This window comes from Caproiciproducens lactatisolvens (genome assembly GCF_052443335.1).
Lineage (GTDB): Bacteria > Bacillota > Clostridia > Oscillospirales > Acutalibacteraceae > Caproiciproducens.
This window is the reverse complement of record NZ_CP195750.1, coordinates 1,845,641-1,863,422: the sequence shown is the minus strand read 5'-3', so window position 1 is coordinate 1,863,422 and position 17,782 is coordinate 1,845,641. Positions and strand designations below refer to the sequence as shown.

The 17,782-nt window shown below is 56.0% G+C and carries 17 protein-coding genes; 13 read left to right on the top strand and 4 right to left on the bottom strand.

Annotated features, from left to right (window positions below; translation table 11 throughout):
* Positions 1-36 precede the first annotated feature (36 nt).
* The 4 genes from ACRQV7_RS09195 to ACRQV7_RS09180 all read right to left on the bottom strand — a co-directional run bounded on the left by ACRQV7_RS09195 (position 37) and on the right by ACRQV7_RS09180 (position 3,299).
* Positions 37-1,107, bottom strand: a complete 1,071-nt coding sequence (locus ACRQV7_RS09195) for a V0D/AC39 family V-type ATPase subunit (RefSeq protein ID WP_444657909.1) — start codon at positions 1,105-1,107, stop codon at positions 37-39.
* A 6-nt stretch (positions 1,108-1,113) separates the two neighbouring features.
* The gene (locus ACRQV7_RS09190) at positions 1,114-1,425 is read right to left on the bottom strand and encodes a hypothetical protein (protein ID WP_444657908.1); all 312 of its coding nucleotides are present in this window, start codon (positions 1,423-1,425) and stop codon (positions 1,114-1,116) included.
* A gap of 208 nt (positions 1,426-1,633) precedes the next feature.
* Complete coding sequence (locus ACRQV7_RS09185) at positions 1,634-2,992, bottom strand: PFL family protein (protein WP_444657907.1); 1,359 nt, start codon at positions 2,990-2,992, stop codon at positions 1,634-1,636.
* A 37-nt stretch (positions 2,993-3,029) separates the two neighbouring features.
* Complete coding sequence (locus ACRQV7_RS09180; RefSeq protein WP_038324643.1) at positions 3,030-3,299, bottom strand: ACT domain-containing protein; 270 nt, start codon at positions 3,297-3,299, stop codon at positions 3,030-3,032.
* A gap of 238 nt (positions 3,300-3,537) precedes the next feature.
* Between ACRQV7_RS09180 and ACRQV7_RS09175 the strand changes: the two genes are divergently transcribed.
* The 13 genes from ACRQV7_RS09175 (at position 3,538) to ACRQV7_RS09115 (ending at position 17,781) form a co-directional block, all read left to right on the top strand.
* The gene (locus ACRQV7_RS09175) at positions 3,538-4,350 is read left to right on the top strand and encodes a histidinol-phosphatase HisJ family protein (RefSeq protein ID WP_444657906.1); all 813 of its coding nucleotides are present in this window, start codon (positions 3,538-3,540) and stop codon (positions 4,348-4,350) included.
* Between the two features lie 29 nt (positions 4,351-4,379).
* A complete protein-coding gene (locus ACRQV7_RS09170; protein WP_444657905.1) occupies positions 4,380-4,865 on the top strand; it encodes an Lrp/AsnC family transcriptional regulator in 486 nt (161 codons plus the stop codon).
* Entirely contained in the window at positions 4,861-6,027 is a 1,167-nt protein-coding gene (locus tag ACRQV7_RS09165; protein WP_444660257.1) for an aminotransferase class I/II-fold pyridoxal phosphate-dependent enzyme, read from the top strand. The genes ACRQV7_RS09170 and ACRQV7_RS09165 overlap by 5 nt, the downstream gene beginning before the upstream one ends.
* 29 nt (positions 6,028-6,056) lie before the next feature.
* Positions 6,057-6,929, top strand: coding sequence for a 4-(cytidine 5'-diphospho)-2-C-methyl-D-erythritol kinase (gene ispE, locus ACRQV7_RS09160; protein ID WP_444657904.1), 873 nt, complete (start codon positions 6,057-6,059; stop codon positions 6,927-6,929).
* 2 nt (positions 6,930-6,931) lie between these two features.
* Entirely contained in the window at positions 6,932-7,441 is a 510-nt protein-coding gene (locus ACRQV7_RS09155; protein WP_444657903.1) for a GAF domain-containing protein, read from the top strand.
* A gap of 25 nt (positions 7,442-7,466) precedes the next feature.
* Complete coding sequence (locus ACRQV7_RS09150; protein ID WP_444657902.1) at positions 7,467-7,808, top strand: arsenate reductase family protein; 342 nt, start codon at positions 7,467-7,469, stop codon at positions 7,806-7,808.
* 101 nt (positions 7,809-7,909) lie between these two features.
* Positions 7,910-8,512 (top strand): stage II sporulation protein R, encoded by a 603-nt coding sequence (gene spoIIR / locus ACRQV7_RS09145; RefSeq protein ID WP_444657901.1) that lies wholly within the window; start codon positions 7,910-7,912, stop codon positions 8,510-8,512.
* A 173-nt stretch (positions 8,513-8,685) separates the two neighbouring features.
* Positions 8,686-12,036, top strand: coding sequence for a PD-(D/E)XK nuclease family protein (locus tag ACRQV7_RS09140; protein ID WP_444657900.1), 3,351 nt, complete (start codon positions 8,686-8,688; stop codon positions 12,034-12,036).
* Positions 12,033-15,566 (top strand): helicase-exonuclease AddAB subunit AddA, encoded by a 3,534-nt coding sequence (gene addA / locus ACRQV7_RS09135; RefSeq protein ID WP_444657899.1) that lies wholly within the window; start codon positions 12,033-12,035, stop codon positions 15,564-15,566. Before ACRQV7_RS09140 ends, addA begins: the two co-directional genes overlap by 4 nt.
* 186 nt (positions 15,567-15,752) lie before the next feature.
* Positions 15,753-16,292 carry a translation initiation factor IF-3 gene (infC, locus tag ACRQV7_RS09130; RefSeq protein WP_038324629.1) on the top strand — a complete coding sequence of 180 codons (540 nt, stop codon included), beginning with the start codon at positions 15,753-15,755 and terminating at the stop codon, positions 16,290-16,292.
* Positions 16,293-16,314: 22 nt separating this feature from the next.
* The gene (gene rpmI / locus ACRQV7_RS09125; RefSeq protein ID WP_275717549.1) at positions 16,315-16,512 is read left to right on the top strand and encodes a 50S ribosomal protein L35; all 198 of its coding nucleotides are present in this window, start codon (positions 16,315-16,317) and stop codon (positions 16,510-16,512) included.
* Between the two features lie 47 nt (positions 16,513-16,559).
* Positions 16,560-16,913 carry a 50S ribosomal protein L20 gene (rplT, locus tag ACRQV7_RS09120; RefSeq protein WP_275717548.1) on the top strand — a complete coding sequence of 118 codons (354 nt, stop codon included), beginning with the start codon at positions 16,560-16,562 and terminating at the stop codon, positions 16,911-16,913.
* Positions 16,914-16,971: 58 nt separating this feature from the next.
* Entirely contained in the window at positions 16,972-17,781 is an 810-nt protein-coding gene (locus ACRQV7_RS09115) for a TrmH family RNA methyltransferase (protein ID WP_444657898.1), read from the top strand.
* Position 17,782 lies beyond the last annotated feature (1 nt).

Here is a 17,782-nt window from a genome sequence, read left to right as displayed (position 1 = left end):
TATACTGATTACTTTCACTTTTAAAACGGCCAAATATCAATCACTCCTTTCACTGAATTGATAGACTACAAGCAATTTTGCAATCTCATCAGGGGGTAATTTGTATCTGATACCCTCAACGATGGTAATAATGTCCGTCACTTCCGCCTGCATGGCAAAGGTATACGCGATCATCACGACCGACGGATGCGTGGAAAAATGAATATCGTGCCGGGATGTCTTATATTTGATAAGATTTACGAGATTCAAAGATTTATCAATATCTTCAGAATCTATCTTAAGAACGCGTTTACCGATTTTGGTTTTGCCCATCGTTTCTTTGACCCCGGCTTCATCGGCGGCTTCGATCATTTCGTTCAGCCAGCGTTTGTTCATATTGCCGAACGGCAGGAGGGAACTGCGGATAAAATCCGGGCCTACCTGGTAAAAACGCTTTAAACGGATCATGCGGGCGTAGTTGTCCAAACCGATGTAGGTGTTGAAAATCCACCGAAGCTGTTTGGCGGTTTGTCCCCGGGTGTACTTGTCGATTACTTCAAACACGTTCTGATAAAGATAGGTGTAAAGGGCGTTTTCAATTCCGGCGTAATTGATCGGAATTCCCCCGACAGGTTTGAAGCCCTCCAGAATCTTTCGGTACGGCGTGTGGCTGAGCGCGCCGAGCAGATCGTCGTAGCTTTTGATCTGGCTGAGCGCCGTCAGGTTAATGTGCGTGTGCCGGGTCAGATACATCGGCAAAGAAAACAGATAATCCTCCGGCGTGCCGGCTTCCAGTAAAAGAATACTGTGCAGAATCTGCTCGATTTCGCCGCGCGTAATCGGATACCGGGAAAAATGATCGCCGACGGATATTTCGTATCTGCACAGGGAAGCGTAATCCTCAAAGAGTTTTTGCTTCAGCTTGGCCTCAAGCTGGCCGCGGTGGACGCTGTTTTGGTCAGTCCCCGCGAGCGCCTTGCCGTAGGCTGTCCGCATTTTCAGGTAGTTGGCGACTTCCCCCACGTTCTGACAGGCCATCAATTCCCTGTAATTCTGTTTTGTAAGGCGTCTTCCGTACATGGCGCGCGCCTTTGACAGAACCACATTGGAAGAAAAGGTGGAAAGCATTTTTTATCACTCTCCTAATACGCGGGCGACGATTGCATTTACCCAGGCGTCGCCGTTTTTGGCGTAAAGGTCGTCCAGCTTTGAAGAAAGCTCGGCGATTTTCTTTTTCTTCTCATTCCATTCGGCCTCGGCAGCCGCGCGCTCATCTGGTTCGTTCAGAGCAATCCGTTTTCTGGCCCTTTCCAGATAATCGTTCCGAATCTGTTCCCGTTTTTCTGCGACTTCCTTTTCAGAACTGACCTTCTCCCGTTGGGCCGCATCCGTAATTTCCCGGGCTTGACGGTCCATTTCGACAATCTGCTTAATCAAATCCTGCATCTGACCGCGCCTCCTCGTGGCGAAATAAACAATTTATTTCAAAATATTTGTAAACATATTACATACTCGGTGATTACTCATTATAGTCCTGTTGTGCGGCTTTTACAATATGCAATAATACGCAAGGAAAAGCATTGTTTTTTATAAAATTATACATTGTGTTTAAATTATCAGAAAAACCAGGAGCTTTATAAGCGGTGTTTTCGACTTAATTTTTAAGACTTTGCATCGGTGCGGGGATTCTTCCGCCGCGCTCTATAAATTTCAAAGGAGAGTACCGATTGACTTCCATCACGGGGCCGCCGCCCAGAAGGCCACCGAAATTCAGCTCTTCTCCGGCCTTTTTTCCGATAGCCGGAATGATGCGCACGGCGGTGGTCTTCGAGTTGACCATACCGATCGCGGCTTCATCCGCAATAATGGCGGAGAGGATTTCCGCGGGCGTGTCGCCCGGAACCGCGATCATGTCCAGACCTACGGAGCACACGGCGGTCATTGCTTCCAGCTTGACAATGCTCAGCGCGCCGCACCGTGCGGCGTGAATCATGCCCGCATCCTCCGTTACCGGGATAAACGCGCCGGAGAGTCCGCCGACATGGGAGGACGCCATCACGCCGCCCTTTTTGACGGCGTCGTTCAGAAGGGCGAGAGCGGCCGTTGTGCCGTGCGCGCCGCAGCACTCAAGGCCCATTTCCTCCAGAATATACGCCACGGAATCACCTACGGCCGGAGTCGGCGCGAGGGAAAGGTCGACGATGCCGAACGGAACGTACAGCCTGCGGGAGGCTTCCTGCGCAACCAGCTGACCCATGCGTGTAATTTTAAACGCCGTTTTTTTAACGATATCCGCTACCGCCGTAATATCGCAGTCGCCGGCCTTTGCCAGCGCCGCGCGTACGACGCCGGGGCCGGAAACGCCCACGTTGATCACGCAGTCCGGTTCTCCCGCCCCGTGGAAGGCGCCCGCCATAAACGGATTGTCCTCCGGCGCGTTGCAGAAAACGACCAGCTTGGCCGCGCCGATGCAGTCCCGGTCGGCGGTGGCCTGTGCCAGCTCGCGGATGATCCTGCCCATTTTGGCCACGGCGTCCATATTGATGCCCGCCTTGGTGGTTCCGATGTTGACGGAGGAGCAGACGAATTCCGTCTCGCTCAGCGCTTCCGGAATGCTCTTGATCAGGGCATAGTCGCCGGGCGCAAATCCCTTGTGAACCAGCGCGGAATAACCGCCGATGAAGTTGACGCCGGTCGATCTGGCGGCACGGTCAAGGGCTTTGGCAAAATGCACCGGGTTGTTGCCGGGGCACGCGGCCGCGATCATTGCAATGGGGGTAACGGCGATCCTTTTATGAATAATCGGGATGCCGTATTCTTTGCTGATATCTTCGCCGGTTTTTACCAGATTACCTGCGTAACGGCAAATTTTATCATAAATTTTATCGCAGGATTTATCGATGTCCGAATCGACGCAGTCCAGAAGGGAAATCCCCATTGTGATGGTGCGCACGTCCAGATTTTCATTGTCAATCATGTTGATGGTTTCCAGTATGTCATGGGAGTTGACCATTGCTTGTCCTCAGACCCTTCTTTTATATAATGTAGCTTTATATCCGGTGCATGGAGTTGAAGATATCCTCGTGCATGACGTGGATGGTCAGATTCATATCGCTGCCGATTGCCGTGAGCTTGTCCGAAAGCTCGTTGAAAGGGATGGTGGATTTTGAAATATCGACCATCATGATCATGGCGAACAGGTCCTGTAAAATGGATTGTGTCACTTCTACCACGTTGACGCCGTTGTCGGCGCAGATCGTAGAAACCCGGGCAAGAATGCCTACCATATCTTTGCCTATGACCGTAATTACCGCACGCATAGTTATTACCTCCAGATGAATATTGTTGGGGAAAAACTTACACTTCATTATGAACGACATTTGAATTCTTGTCAATAGAAGCCGTCGGACGTGCGGCGTAGTCAATCTGTTCAAACATAAGCCCTTTTATAGGGTGCGAAATATGGATGATTGACCTATAAATATACGGCGTTTTATGATACTATGTTATATTAACAAGATAATTTGAAACAATTCGTTTTTTACCGGGAGGAAATTTATGAAATATCATTATATATCGGACAGCCACGTCCATTCCGACTGTTCCCGCGACGCCAACGACCCGACCATGATGATGTGCGAAAGCGCGGTGCGGCTCGGTCTTTATTCCATCACCATGACGGACCATTGCGAATGCAACGTCTACCGGGAGGAAGAGTACGACAGAAGCATCCGGCAGTCTTACTTTGAAGCGCGCAAGGCGGGCGCCGTTTTTCACAGCCGCCTGCACGTCTATGCCGGAGTGGAGCTCGGACAGCCCGTGCAGGATTTTTCCGCCGCGGACGACGTTCTCGGCTCCTGCGATTTCGATTTTGTGCTTGCTTCCGTTCACAGCATTAAAAACAGTGTGGATTTTTATGATTTGGATTACAAACATGCGGATATCGACGATAGCCTGGAACGGTACTTTGACGAGCTTCTGGAAGTGATCGAATGGGGGAAATTCGATTCTCTTTCTCACCTGACCTATCCCTGGCGGTATATTGTCGGCGAACACAACATCAAAATCGACAATCAAAAATTTGAAGGAAGAATAGACGAGGTGCTGAAAGCGCTGATCCTGAAGCACAGGGCGCTGGAGATCAACACTTCGGGGCTCCGCCAGAAGATTGGTACGACTCTGCCGGATCTGCCGGTGCTGGCCCGCTACCGCGAGCTGGGCGGCAGGCTGATCACCATCGGTTCGGACGCACACCGCTGGGCCGACGTGGGGGGCGGGGTGGAAAAGGGGCTCAGTCTTTTGCTTGCCGCAGGCTTTCATCACTTTACCGTTTATCAACATCATATACCTAAATTTTTACCGATATCTTAAATTCATGAAAAATTTTGGGAGGAATTATTATGGACCGTTTACTGAATCTTTTAGATGAAAATGCACGCCTGAGCACTGAACAATTGGCCGTCATGCTGGACAAAACCCCGGACGAGGTCGCCGACGCGATCGCCGATTATGAAAAGCAGGGGGTGATCAGGGGCTATAAGGCACTCATCAACTGGGAAAAAATCGATGAGAATAAAGCAAGCGCGCTGATCGAGCTGCGTGTATCGCCGAAGCGCGACCGCGGCTTTGATGAAATTGCCAACCGCATTATGCAGTTTGACGAGGTGGAAAGCGTTTACCTGATGTCCGGCGGCTATGATCTGGCGGTCAAGGTGCACGGCAAAAGCATGCAGGAAATCGCCATGTTCGTCATGCGCCGCCTCTCCACGCTCGACTCCGTCCTTTCCACAGCCACCCACTTTATCCTGACCCGTTACAAAGACGGCGGCGTCATCCTCAACTCCGAGGATGAGAAGGACGAGAGAAGGAGTGTTCTGTGTGATTGACTACCAGTCCGTGCTCAATGAGGAAATCAGGCGGCTGAAGCCGTCCGGAATCCGCCGCTTCTTCGACATTGCAAACGAAATGGAGAACGTGATCTCCCTTTCCATCGGCGAACCCGACTTTTCCACGCCCTGGCATGTCCGCCAGGAAGGAATCAAATCGCTGGAGGACGGCAAGACGTGGTATTCGCCGAACCGCGGATTTATAGAGCTGAGGGAAGAAATCTGCCGGTGGCTGAAGCGCCGCTACCATATTGAATATGAGCCAAAGACGGACGTCGTCGTGACGGTGGGCGGCAGTGAGGCGATCGACCTCTGTGTCCGCTGCCTGATCAATCCCGGCGAGGAAGTGCTGATCCCCGAGCCGAGCTTTGTCTGCTACCGTCCGCTGACGGAAATGGCGGGCGGCGTGCCGGTCACGATCGAAACGAAGCAGGAGGATCAGTTCCGTCTGACCGCGAAAGCGCTGCGGGAAAAGATTACGCCGAAAACGAAGCTGCTGATTCTTCCGTTCCCCAACAACCCGACCGGCGCGGTCATGCGACGTAAAAATCTGGAGGAAATCGCCGAGGTCGTCCGGGAAAACGACCTTCTGGTGCTTTCGGATGAAATTTACAGCGAGCTTACCTACGGCGATACCCGCCACGTTTCTTTCGCCGCGATTGAGGGAATGAAGGAACGCACCGTTGTCGTGAATGGGTTTTCCAAAGCGTTCGCCATGACCGGCTGGCGTCTCGGTTATGCCGTCGGGCCGAAGGAAATCGTCGGGCAGATGACGAAGCTTCATCAGTACGGCATCATGAGCGCCCCCACCATGGCGCAGTACGCCGCGATCGAAGCCATGAAAAACGGAGACGGCGACATTGACGAAATGCGGGAACAGTACGACATGCGCCGCCGGCTGATTGTGGATGGCTTCAATTCCATGGGGCTGACCTGTTTTGAGCCGGAAGGCGCCTTCTATGTATTCCCCTGTATTAAAAGCACGGGAATGACCTCTCAGGCTTTCTGCGAAAAGCTGATTTACGCGGAGCATGTCGCGGTCGTTCCGGGCGACGCCTTCGGCAGCTGCGGGGAAGGGTATGTGCGCGTGTCCTATTCGTACTCCATTAAGCATATTACGGAAGCAATGTCGCGGATCGGCCATTTCCTGAAGAGTTTATAATGCCGGTATCAGAAGAGAGGAACACAAGGATGCCTTTCACAGTCAAAGCAAACGCGAAAATCAACCTGACGCTGGACATTACCGGGAAACGCGAGGACGGCTATCATCTTCTGCGCATGGTGATGCAGTCCGTCACCCTTTGCGATATCCTTACGCTCCGTACGGAAGGGAAGGGAATCCGCCTTTTCTGCGGCCGGGGCGAAATTCCCTGTAATGAAGCCAATACCGTTTATCAAGCCGCGTCGGCCTTTTTTGCTTACACCGGTATCAACCCGAACCTGACGGTACATATCGATAAGGCGATTCCGCCCCAGGCCGGCCTGGGCGGCGGAAGCGCCGACGCCGCCGCCGTGCTGCTTGCGCTGAATCAAATATACGGCGCCGGTTTACCGGAGCAAACCCTCTGCGAAATCGGGCTGAAAATCGGCGCGGACGTTCCGTTCTGCGTTGTCGGCGGGACCGCGCTTGCCGAAGGGATCGGGGAAAAGCTGACGGCTTTGCCCGCCCTGCCCCCGTGCCGGATTGTGATCTGTAAGCCGCCGGTGGGGGTCGACACCAAAAGGGCCTATGCGCTGGCGGACGCCGCCTCGAAACAAGAGAGCGGTTTTTCCGCCGCCATGCTCGACGCGGTCCGGAAGGGGGACCTCGGCGCGGTCGCGCGGAATCTTGGCAATGAGTTTGAACAGGTGATGCATCTTGCCGAAGCGTCCCATATCAAAAACGCGATGATTCGGCACGGCGCGCTCGGCGCGTGCATGACCGGAAGCGGCTCGGCCGTCTTCGGTATTTTTGAAGAGGATGAAAAGGCTTTGTCCTGCCAATCGGCGCTGAAGGACGTTTATCCCGAAGCCCTTGTCTGTGAGCCGGCTTCCTCGGGCTGTCTGCTTCAATGGGAGGATTGACGATGGAGCAAACGGAATCTCTTTATCCGGAAGATCAAAAAGAAATGTACGCGCTTTTAAAGGCGCAGATGAAAGCGGTTTTGGACGGGGAGCGCCACATCATCCCCAATCTGGCGAACGCTTCCGCCCTGCTGGGCGGCGCGCTGCGGAATATCAACTGGGTGGGCTTTTACCTGAAGCATCGGGAGGAACTGCTGCTCGGGCCGTTTCAGGGAAAGCTTGCCTGTATGCATATCGGGTTTGGAAAGGGTGTCTGCGGCGCCGCGTACAGCCGAGGGGAAACCGTGCTGGTGAAGGATGTCCATCGGTTCCCGGGACACATTGCCTGTGACTGCGCTTCCAATTCCGAAATCGTCGTTCCGCTGTTCAGTCATCGGCAGGCCGTCGGCGTGCTGGATATCGACAGTCCGCTGCTTTCCCGCTTCAACGAAACGGACGCCCGCGAGCTGGAAGGGCTCGCCCGGATCATCGGAAATTCGTGCGACTGGACCGAACTGCCCGGTTTGCAATGAACACGGGAGCGGAAAGGAGGAAAAATTGAATATTCAGATATTCGGAAAACCGAAGTGCTTCGATACCAAAAAGGCGGAACGCTATTTTAAGGAACGCAAAATAAAATACCAGAGCATCGACGTCGCGAAATACGGCATGAGCAGGGGAGAGTTCAACAGTGTCAAGTCGGCTGTCGGCGGCCTTGCGAAGCTGATTGACGGGGATTCAAAGGATGACGATGCTGTGCTCCTCCGGTACCTCGCGGGGGATCAGGCCAAAGAGGAAAAGCTTCTCGCAAATCCGCGGCTTCTGAAAACACCCATCGTCCGCAACGGAAAACAGGCGACTGTGGGTTATCAGCCCGAAATATGGAAAACGTGGGAGTGATTTTGTCCCATCATTATACAAAATTAGGCCCACAACGAATAAAAGCGGTTTTTTGTGTCAATAATTCCCTTGCAACATAAACAGAAAGGGACTTACTTAACATGAAACTGTTTGAAAAATCGCTTTGTCTGGCACTGATATTAACCGTGCTGTTTTCCTTCACCGGCTTTGCCGCCGGCTGTGAAGATATACCGAACCATGTGCTTCGCCTGCACGTCCTCGCAAATTCCGACTCCGAATCGGATCAGGCGCTGAAACTGAAGGTGCGCGACCGGGTTCTTACCGAGAGCCGCGGCTTGATGGACAGCGTCAAAAATAAGGCCGAGGCGCAGGAAGCCGTTCGCTCCGCCATCCCCCAGCTGAAAGCGGCGGCGGAGGACGAAGTCAAAAAGCAGGGCTTTGATTATCCCGTCAATGTGGAAATGGTCCACATGTATTTTACCACCAGAGAGTACCGGACGGTAACTCTCCCGGCGGGGGATTACGATTCCCTGCGCGTGACCATCGGGAAGGCCGCGGGCCGCAACTGGTGGTGCGTCATTTTCCCGCCGATGTGCCTGCCCGCCGCCGAGGAACCCAAGGAGCTGGGCGACGTGCTCAACGCGAACCAGCTTGGAATCGTAGAGGGCAAAGGCGAATTTGAAGTAAAATTCAAATCGGTGGAACTTTATGAACAGCTGAAAAATTACCTCGAAAAGAAATAGAATATTCTTTTACAGCATTTCCACTTGCTTATGCAAATGTGTTCGTATTCCCCCCGCCTTTGGCGGGGGGAATACGCCTTGTTTCGCAAATTAAAATGGAATTGCTGTAAGCGCGGCATCCATGCTATAATGTTCAGTATGAAATCAGGATATTGAATGTTTGGGGGCATACGATGCTGCGTTTTATTTTGGGCCGCGCGGGCAGCGGGAAAACGGAACTGCTGCGGGCAGAACTGAAAAATATGGCTCAGGCCGCACAGAAAAAAATCATGCTGATCGTACCGGAGCAGTCGTCGTTTGAAAACGAGCGCGCCATGCTCCGGCTGCTCGGCGCGGAGGATGTGCAGCGCGTTTCGGTCACGAGCTTTTCCCGCCTGGCGGATCTGGTGTTTCGCCGGTACGGCGGCGGCGCGGGGCGCCGGCTGGACGACGGGGGCCGCAGCATCTTTATGAGCCTTGCGCTGGAGCAGGTGAAGGACCAGCTCAGCTTTTACCGCAAGAACGCGGAAAGCACCGAGCTTGTCGGCCTGATGATCGCCGCTTCCACGGAATTCAAAATGTGCGGCGTGACCCCGCTCGATATCGGACACGCGGCGGGGGAAATGCCCCGGGGGACCCTGCGCCAGAAAATGACGGAACTTTCCCTGATCCTTTCCGCCTATGACGCGCTGGTCGCGCAAAGCTTTGTCGATCCGCTGGACGACCTGACAAGGCTGAAAAACACCCTGCAGGAGCATCGTTTCTTTTCGGAATATACCGTGGCGCTCGATTCGTTCCAGAGCTTCACGGTGCAGGAATACAATATCATCAACCTGATCCTTTCTCAGGCGGACGACCTGTACGTTACGCTCTGCACCGATCAGCTTGACGACCCGGAGCACGGCATGGGCCTGTTTTCGCTTGTCCGCCGAACCGGGAAAAACCTGACGCGGCTTGCGCGCCAAAACGGCGTGAAAATCGCGCCGCCGGCCGTTTTGCCGGGCGGGGCACGTTTTCAAAGCAGGCCGCTGGCCGCGGTGGAGGCCGGGGCCTTCCGCTGCGGGCGCACGGCGCAGGACTGCGAAAATAACGGGGACGTCGTGCTGTATGAAGCAAACAACGCGTACGGCGAGTCCGCCTTTGTCGCCGCCTCCATCCGCCGCCTGGTGATGGAAAAGGGCTATCGCTACCGCGATTTTGCGATTATCACCCGTTCGACCGACCGTTACCGCGGGGTTCTCGATCTGGCTCTTGAGCGGTGGGAAATCCCGTATTTTATGGATAAGCCGCAGGCGATCGACGCCGAACCGCTGATGCGCCTGGTGCTTTCCGCGTTCAAAACCGTACAGTCCGGTTTTTCCTCGGACTCCGTTTTTTCGTACCTGAAAACCGGCCTGACGGCGCTCGGCACCGATGAAATCTCCCAGTTGGAAAACTATGTTTTCGTGTGGGGCAAGGAAGGGAAACAGTGGAAAGAGGACTGGACGGAGCATCCCAAAGGGTTTGCGGAAGAAATGACGGACTCCGACCTGAAAAAGCTCGCGGAAATCAACGAAAGCCGGAAAGCGGTGATGAAGCCGCTGCTTCGGTTTGCTTTCAAACTCCGCGATACCGACGGGGAGGGGATGGCCGCGGCGGTGTACGACCTGCTTCAGGACATCGGCGCCGCCGGGCACCTGAAAGACCTCGCGCGGCATCTGTCCGACTGCGGGGAGCCGGAGCTTGCCGACCGCCAGCTGCGGCTCTGGGACCTTCTGATGCAGATTCTGGACCAGACGGCGCTGGTGCTGCAAAAGAATCCCGTCACCTCCGCGCGCTACGCGGAGCTTCTGCGTCTGGTCATTCTGGCAAACCGTATGGCAAGCATCCCGCAGGGATTGGACGAAGTGACCGTCGGGGCCGCCGACCGCACCAGAACCGGAGCGCCGAAGGTGGTCTTTCTGATGGGGGCCGCGCAGGGCGAATTTCCCTTATCGCCCGGCGGGGACTGCGTTTTCAGCGACAGCGAGCGGCGGGAGCTCATCCGTCTGGGACTTCCCCTGAACGACACCCTTGAGGGTACGGCGGTGCAGGAGCGCTTCCTTGCCTACGCGGCAATGAGCGCCGCCTCCGAAAGGCTGTACATAACGTATCCGCTTACCGGCCCGGCGGGGGAAGCGAACACGCCTTCCTCCATCCCGGGCGAAGTATGCTCCATTTTAAAAAATACGGCGGTCGTCAACGAGCTTCTACTGCCGCAGACCTATTTCGCGAACGCGAAGGAACCCGCCTTTGAACTGACGGCGCAGCAGTGGAAGCACAATACCGTGCTGTCCGCCACGCTGAAAGACCTGTTCGGAAAGCGCGGCTGCGAACACCGCCTGTCCGCGATCGACCGCGCCGCGCAGAACCGGCCCTTCGTTTTCGCTTCCCCTGAAAAAGCGACGGCGCTGTTCGGGGAAAATCTTCATGTTTCCGCGACGCAGATCGAAAAATTTTATCTATGCCGCTTCCAGTACTTCTGCCGTTTCGGCCTGAACGCGAAGGAGCGCCGGGCGGCGGAGCTGGACGCGCTGGAGTACGGCAGCCTGATGCATTTTTTACTGGAGAAGCTGTTCCGCGACACCGGCAGCGAAGCCATCCTCCGCATGAGCCCGGAGGAGCTTAAACGGGAAATCCTCCGTCTTTTAGATGTGTACATCGATACCAAAATGAGCGGCGTTCAGAATAAGTCGCCGCGTTTTGTGTACCTGTTTCTGCGTCTGGCCGATTCGGCACAGGTGATCGCGTCCCATATCGCCAAGGAGCTTTCCCAGAGCGAATTTAAGCCCGTCGACTTCGAGCTTTCCATCGGAAAAGATGGGATTCCCCCCCTGCGTATCCCGCTGCCGGACGGGGGACAGGTGGAAATCGACGGCAAAATCGACCGGGTCGATCTTTTCGACCGGGACGGGGTCGGCTATGTACGCGTGATCGACTATAAAACCGGCCATAAGGAATTCAAATTATCGGATATTCTTTACGGGGTCAACATGCAGATGCTGATCTATCTGGCGGCGCTGATGGAGAACGGCGACGGCCGCTACGGGGAGGTCCGGCCCGCCGGCGTGCTGTATATGCCCGCGAACCGCCCCGCCGTTTCCGCTTCCCGCAATACGGAAGCCGAAAAGATCGGGCAGGAGGCGGCGAAAAAGCTGCGGATGGACGGGCTTATATTGGACGACGCCGAAATCATCGCGGCTATGGAGCACGGCGGGCAGGGGAATTATATCCCGGTCGCGCTCAAAGACGGCGTGCCGGGCAAACGCGACCATGTGGTTTCTCCGGGGGAGCTGGCCGGTGTGATGAAACATATTAAAGAGCTGGTCGGCGCGATGGCCGGAGAGCTTCACGGCGGCGACGTTTCGGCGGTGCCGCTTTCCGGTACCTACGACGCCTGCGCGTGGTGCCCCTATGCGCCCGTCTGCGGCCATGAAAGGGACGATCCCACACGCGAAATGCGGCAGTGGGACAGGGACGAAGTCATCAAAGAGCTTACGCAGGCAAAGGGAGGGAACGAGGAATGAGCGCACGCACATGGACGCAAAGCCAGCAGGACGCGATTGAGGCGCGGGGCGGCACGCTGCTGGTATCCGCCGCGGCGGGCTCCGGAAAAACGGCGGTTCTGGTGCAGCGCGTGATTGAGCGCATGACCGACCCGCAGAACCCCACCGACGCCGACCGCCTGCTCGTCGTTACCTTCACCAAGGCCGCGGCGGCGGAAATGAGCGGACGTATCGCGGCGGAAATCGCAAGGCTGCTGGAAGCCGACCCTATGAACGTGCGGCTTCAGCGCCAGCAGATTCTGCTGACCCGCGCGCATATCAGCACCATCCACAGCTTTTGCAGCGAGCTGATCCGGGAAAACTTTTATAAGCTGGGAATTTCCCCGGATTTTCGCATCCTGGACGACAGCGAGATGAAGCTGCTGCGCGGCGACGCGGTTTCCGCCGTTCTGGAAGCGTTTTACGCACAGAACGACCCGGATTTTTACGCTCTTGTCGACGCGTTTTCTTCCGGCCGGGACGACGCGCGCATGATCTGGACCGTCGATACCCTTTACGATTTTGTCCGGTCGCATCCGTTCCCGGGCCGCTGGTTGCGGGAAAAGGCCGCCATGTATGAGGGGGAGGCTCCCGCTTCCCGGACCGTGTGGGGACGGACCGTTTTAAAGTACGCCGCGGACGCGGTGGACTACTGTATTTCCCTGACGCGCAACTCCCTCGCGCTGATGCGGGAGGACGAAAAAATCGCCGGCGCGTATGGCGACGGCTTCCAATCCGATCTGGCGGGGCTTCTGGCGCTGAAAGACGCGGCGGACGCGGGCGGCTGGGACGCCGTCTCTTTCCAGTGCGCCAATTTCGCCTTTCAAAGGCTGAAGCCCTTGCGGGGCTACGGCGACGACCCGCTGAAAAACAAGCTTTCGGCGAGCCGCAAGGAAGTGCAGGAAACCGTCAAAAAACTGGCGGAGCTGTTCGGCGCTGACGAACGGGAATGCGGGGAAGAGATTGCCCGCATCGCCCCGCTGGTAAAGAAACTGTTCGAGGTCACGGAAAAATTCGGCGAAGAGCTGGACCGGCTGAAACGGGAGCGCCGCGCGGCGGATTTCAGCGATCTGGAGCATTACGCCTTAAAGCTGCTTGTCCGGGAGACGGACGGCGGCTTTGCGCCGACGGAGGACGCTCTGGAAATATCCGCCCGGTTCGACGAGGTGATGGTCGACGAGTATCAGGATACCAACGAAGCGCAGGATATGATTTTCCGTGCGGTTTCCCAAAAGGAAAATAACCTGTTCATGGTCGGCGACGTCAAGCAGAGCATTTACCGTTTCCGTCAGGCGATGCCGCAGATTTTTCTGCGCCGCCGCGCGCAGTACCCCGATTACGACAGAACAAAGGACGAATATCCCGCCTGTGTCGTACTGGACAAAAACTTCCGCAGCCGCCGCGGGGTGACCGAAACGGTGAATTTCGTGTTCCGCCAGCTGATGAGCGAGCAGACGGGCGAGCTGGATTACACGAAAGCGGAGGAGCTGGCCGCCGGGGCGGATTACCCGCCCTGCGGCGAACCCGCGGCGCAGCTCGATATCATTGACCTTTCGGCGTCCGAAGACGATGAGGAAATGATCGCGGCAGAAAGCCGCCATATCGCGGAGCTGATCTATCGGATGACCGGGGACGGTACCGCCGTGACGGACCATGGCCGGCAGCGGCCCGTCGTCTACCGGGATATCTGCATTTTGCTGCGCAGCGCGAACCGGTACGCGCACGAATACGCGCGGGAACTGGCCGCGCTCGGGATTCCGGCCTGGGCCGACACGGCGGGCGGCTTCTTCGCGGCGGCGGAAGTGGGGACGGCGGTTTCGCTGCTGCGCGTGATCGATAATCCGATGCAGGATATCCCGCTGCTGTCGGTGCTGATGAGCCCCATTTACGGCTTTACGGCGGACGATATGGCCGATATCCGCATCCCGTCGCGCAGCGCGCCGCTGTATCCCGCGCTCGTCTCTGCCGCGCAGGACGGCAATCCGCGCGCGGCGGACTTTCTGCGCGATATGGACGCCTACCGTACGCTGGCGGCTACCATGCCGTCGGACCGGCTGATTCAGGCGGTCTATGACAAAACGGGCTATCTGAATCTGGTTCAGGCGATGCCCAACGGGGAGCTGCGGCTTGCGAACCTCCGCCTGCTGCTCGAATACGCGAAAAAATACGAAGCCTCCGGTTACAACGGGCTTTCCGGTTTTATCCGGTTTATCGACAGGCTTCAGAAAAGCAGCGCCGACCTCGCGCCCGCCTCCACCATCAGCGAGGCGGCCAATGTTGTGAAAATCATGAGCATCCACCGCAGCAAGGGGCTGGAGTTCCCGGTCTGCATCCTCGCCGGGTGCTCCCGGCGCTTCAATAAGGAACGGGGAGACGTGCTTTTGCACCCCTCGCTCGGCCTTGGGGTAAAGCTCAGGGACGACGCCGGGCTCTGCCGCTACACGACGATGCCGCGCGAAGCGGTCGCGCTGGAGCTGGACCGCAATGAAATGAGCGAGGAGCTGCGCGTGCTGTACGTCGCCATGACGAGGGCGAAGGAAAAGCTCATCATGGTGACGACGGTCAGGGACGCGGGAAAAACGCTCGGAAAGCTCGCCGCCCGGCTGACGGAGGAAAACAGGATACAGCCCTATGTGGTGCGCAGCGTTTCCAGTATTTCCGACTGGCTGCTGCTCTGCGCCCTGCGCCACCCCGACGGCGCGCGCCTGCGAGACCTTGCCTGCGCCCTGCCGGGGATCACCGTCGGTTCGGAAGAGCCGTGGGCCATGAATCTGGTCTATCCGCCGAAGGGGGATCCTGCCGTCCGGCAGCCGGAGGAGGTTTTGCCCGCGCGGCCGGACCTGGCGCTGGAGGAAGAAATTTCCGCGGCGATGGACTATGTCTATCCGTACGCCGCCTTAAAAGGGATACAAGCCAAGGTGGCGGCCTCCGACCTTGCCGCGCGTGAATTTTCCGCGCAGTACGCCGCCGTGTCCCGCCCCGCGTTTTTAAGCAAAACGGGGCTGACTCCCGCCGAGCGCGGGACGGCGCTGCATACCTATATGCAGTTCGCGGATTACGAAAAAGCGCGCGAAGCCCCCGAAAGCGAGTTGGAACGCCTTGTCGCCCAGGGCTTCCTGACGGCCGAGCAGGGGAACGCGGTCGATCTCGCCCGCGTGCGTGCCTTCTTTGAAAGCCCGCTCGCAAAAAGGATTTTCGCTTCGGAAAACGTCCTTAGGGAATATCGCTTTACCGTGGAGATCACCGCGGGCGACGTCCGTCCGGAGCTGCCGGACGAGCTGAAAAACCAGCCTGTGGTCCTGCAGGGCGCGATCGACTGCGCGTTTGAGGAAAACGGCGAGCTGGTGATCGTGGACTATAAAACCGATCGGACGAATCATCCCTCGGAGCTGTGGGAACGCTACCGTACGCAGCTTGCGCTTTACCGTCTGGCAATGGAACAGTGTACGGGGAAAAAGGTTGCCGGTTGCCTGCTTTATTCCTTCAGCCTGAATTGTGAAATCTCCAATTAACGCTTGACAAATCAAAAAATCACTGGTAAAATAATTCAGTAAAACAAAGCGGGGCATCTTATGCCCACACCTGTGGGGTTTCGTCCGCCATGGGTCAATACGGAAACCGGCTTTTGAAAGTCGTCATTTTTGTGTATTGTTGCGCGGGCGGATATTCTGCCCGCGCTTTTTATTGAAACCGATAACGTGTTTTGGAGGTGCTTAACAATTAGCAACAAGGAACTGCAGATTAACGAGGAAATTCGTGACAGGGAAGTGCGTGTCGTCGGTTCGGACGGTTCTCAGCTTGGCATCATGAGTTCGGCCCAGGCTTTGGAAAAAGCGTTCGAACAGAATCTTGATCTTGTCAAGATCGCGCCGCAGGCAACGCCGCCGGTGTGCAAGATCATTGATTACGGCAAATTCAGATTTGAGCAGGCAAAGCGTGATAAGGAAGCAAAGAAGAATCAGCGCATTGTCGACATCAAGGAAATCCGTTTGTCTTTAAACATTGACACTCACGACTTTAACACAAAAGTCGGTCACGCAACCCGCTTCTTAAAGGATGGCGATAAGGTCAAGGCTTCCATCCGCTTCCGCGGACGGGAAATGGGACATCCGGAGCAGGGTTACAGCATTATGCGGAATTTTGCTGAGGCACTCAGCGAAATCGCCAATGTGGAAAAACCGGCAAAGTTAGAGGGACGTAATATGCTCATGTTCCTTGCATCCAAACCCGCTAAGTAATCATCATAAGGAGGACAATACCATGCCTAAAATTAAGACACATACCGGCGCGAAAAAGCGCTTCAAGCTTTCCAAGAACGGAAAAGTGATCCGCGGCCATGCCAATAAATCCCATATCCTGAACAAAAAGACCACCAAGCGCAAGAGAGGCCTCAGGAAAACCACTGTTGCCGACAAGACCAACGTGGCGCAGGTAAAGAGATTAATTCCTTACAAATAAGAGTCAGTCCTGTTGATTAAAATAACCATTTCAATGGAGGTAATAGAATGGCACGTGTAAAAGGTGCGTTGATGACACGCAAGAGAAGAAAAAAGACTTTAAAACTTGCGAGGGGCTATTGGGGTTCCAAGAGCAGACATTTTAAAATGGCCAAACAGGCCGTCATGAAATCAGGTAACTACGCGTTTATCGGACGTAAAGCAAGAAAGAGAGATTTCCGCCGCCTGTGGATTACCCGTATTTCCGCCGCATGCCGCGCGAACGACGTCAGCTATTCCGTGTTTATGAACGGGCTGAAAAAAGCGGGGATTACGCTGAACCGTAAAATGCTTGCAGAAATCGCTGTTGCCGACGAAGCCGCATTTAAGAGCTTGATTGAAAAAGCAAAGGCAGCGCTTTAAAAAGCTGTAATTGCGCCCGGAAAAAAAACCGGGCGCAAATTTTATATGGAGAGAAAACATGCCGGATCTGATTACAAGCCGTCAAAATGAAATCATCAAACACGCCGCACGCCTTTCCTCGGCCGCAGGGTTCCGCAGGGAACAGGGATTTTTTCTGGTAGAGGGCGCGCGGCTCTGCCGCGACGCGGCGCAGAGCGGGGTCGGTATCAGGACTCTGTTTTACACGGCGCAGGCGGGCGAAAAATACGCGGACTATCTCGGCGAAATTCAGCCGGCGGCGGAAGAGTGCTATCTGGTGGAGCCGCATGTCGCGGCGCTTCTGTCGGACACCAAGTCCCCGCAGGGCGTTTTCTGCGTCTGCAGAATGCGCGCCGGGACGGAGGAACTGGAGGCAATGGAGCCGGGGCTTCATTACCTGGGGCTTGAGAATATTCAGGATCCGGCCAACCTGGGCGCGGTGCTCCGTACGGCGGAGGCGCTGGGGATCGGCGGCGTCCTTTTGGGCGGCAGCTGCTGCGACGTCTATTCCCCGAAGGTGCTGCGCGCCAGCATGGGCGCGGTTTTCCGCCTTCCGTTCTATGTGGGGGCCGAGCTTGCTTCCGCCATCGGATTTCTGAACGGCCGCGGGTTCGTCACCCTTGCCGCGGTTCCGGACTCCTCTGCTCAAAAGGTGACGGAGGTCGGTTTCCGAAAGCCGACGGTGCTTTTCGTGGGCAATGAAGGAAACGGGCTTACTTCCGCGGCGGTCGCCGCCTGTTCGGGGTCGGTGACCATCCCCATGCTCGGCAGAGCGGAATCTCTCAACGCGTCGGCTTCCGCCGCGATTCTGATGTGGGAAATGATGCGCGAAAAATCGGGAGGCGTTTAAG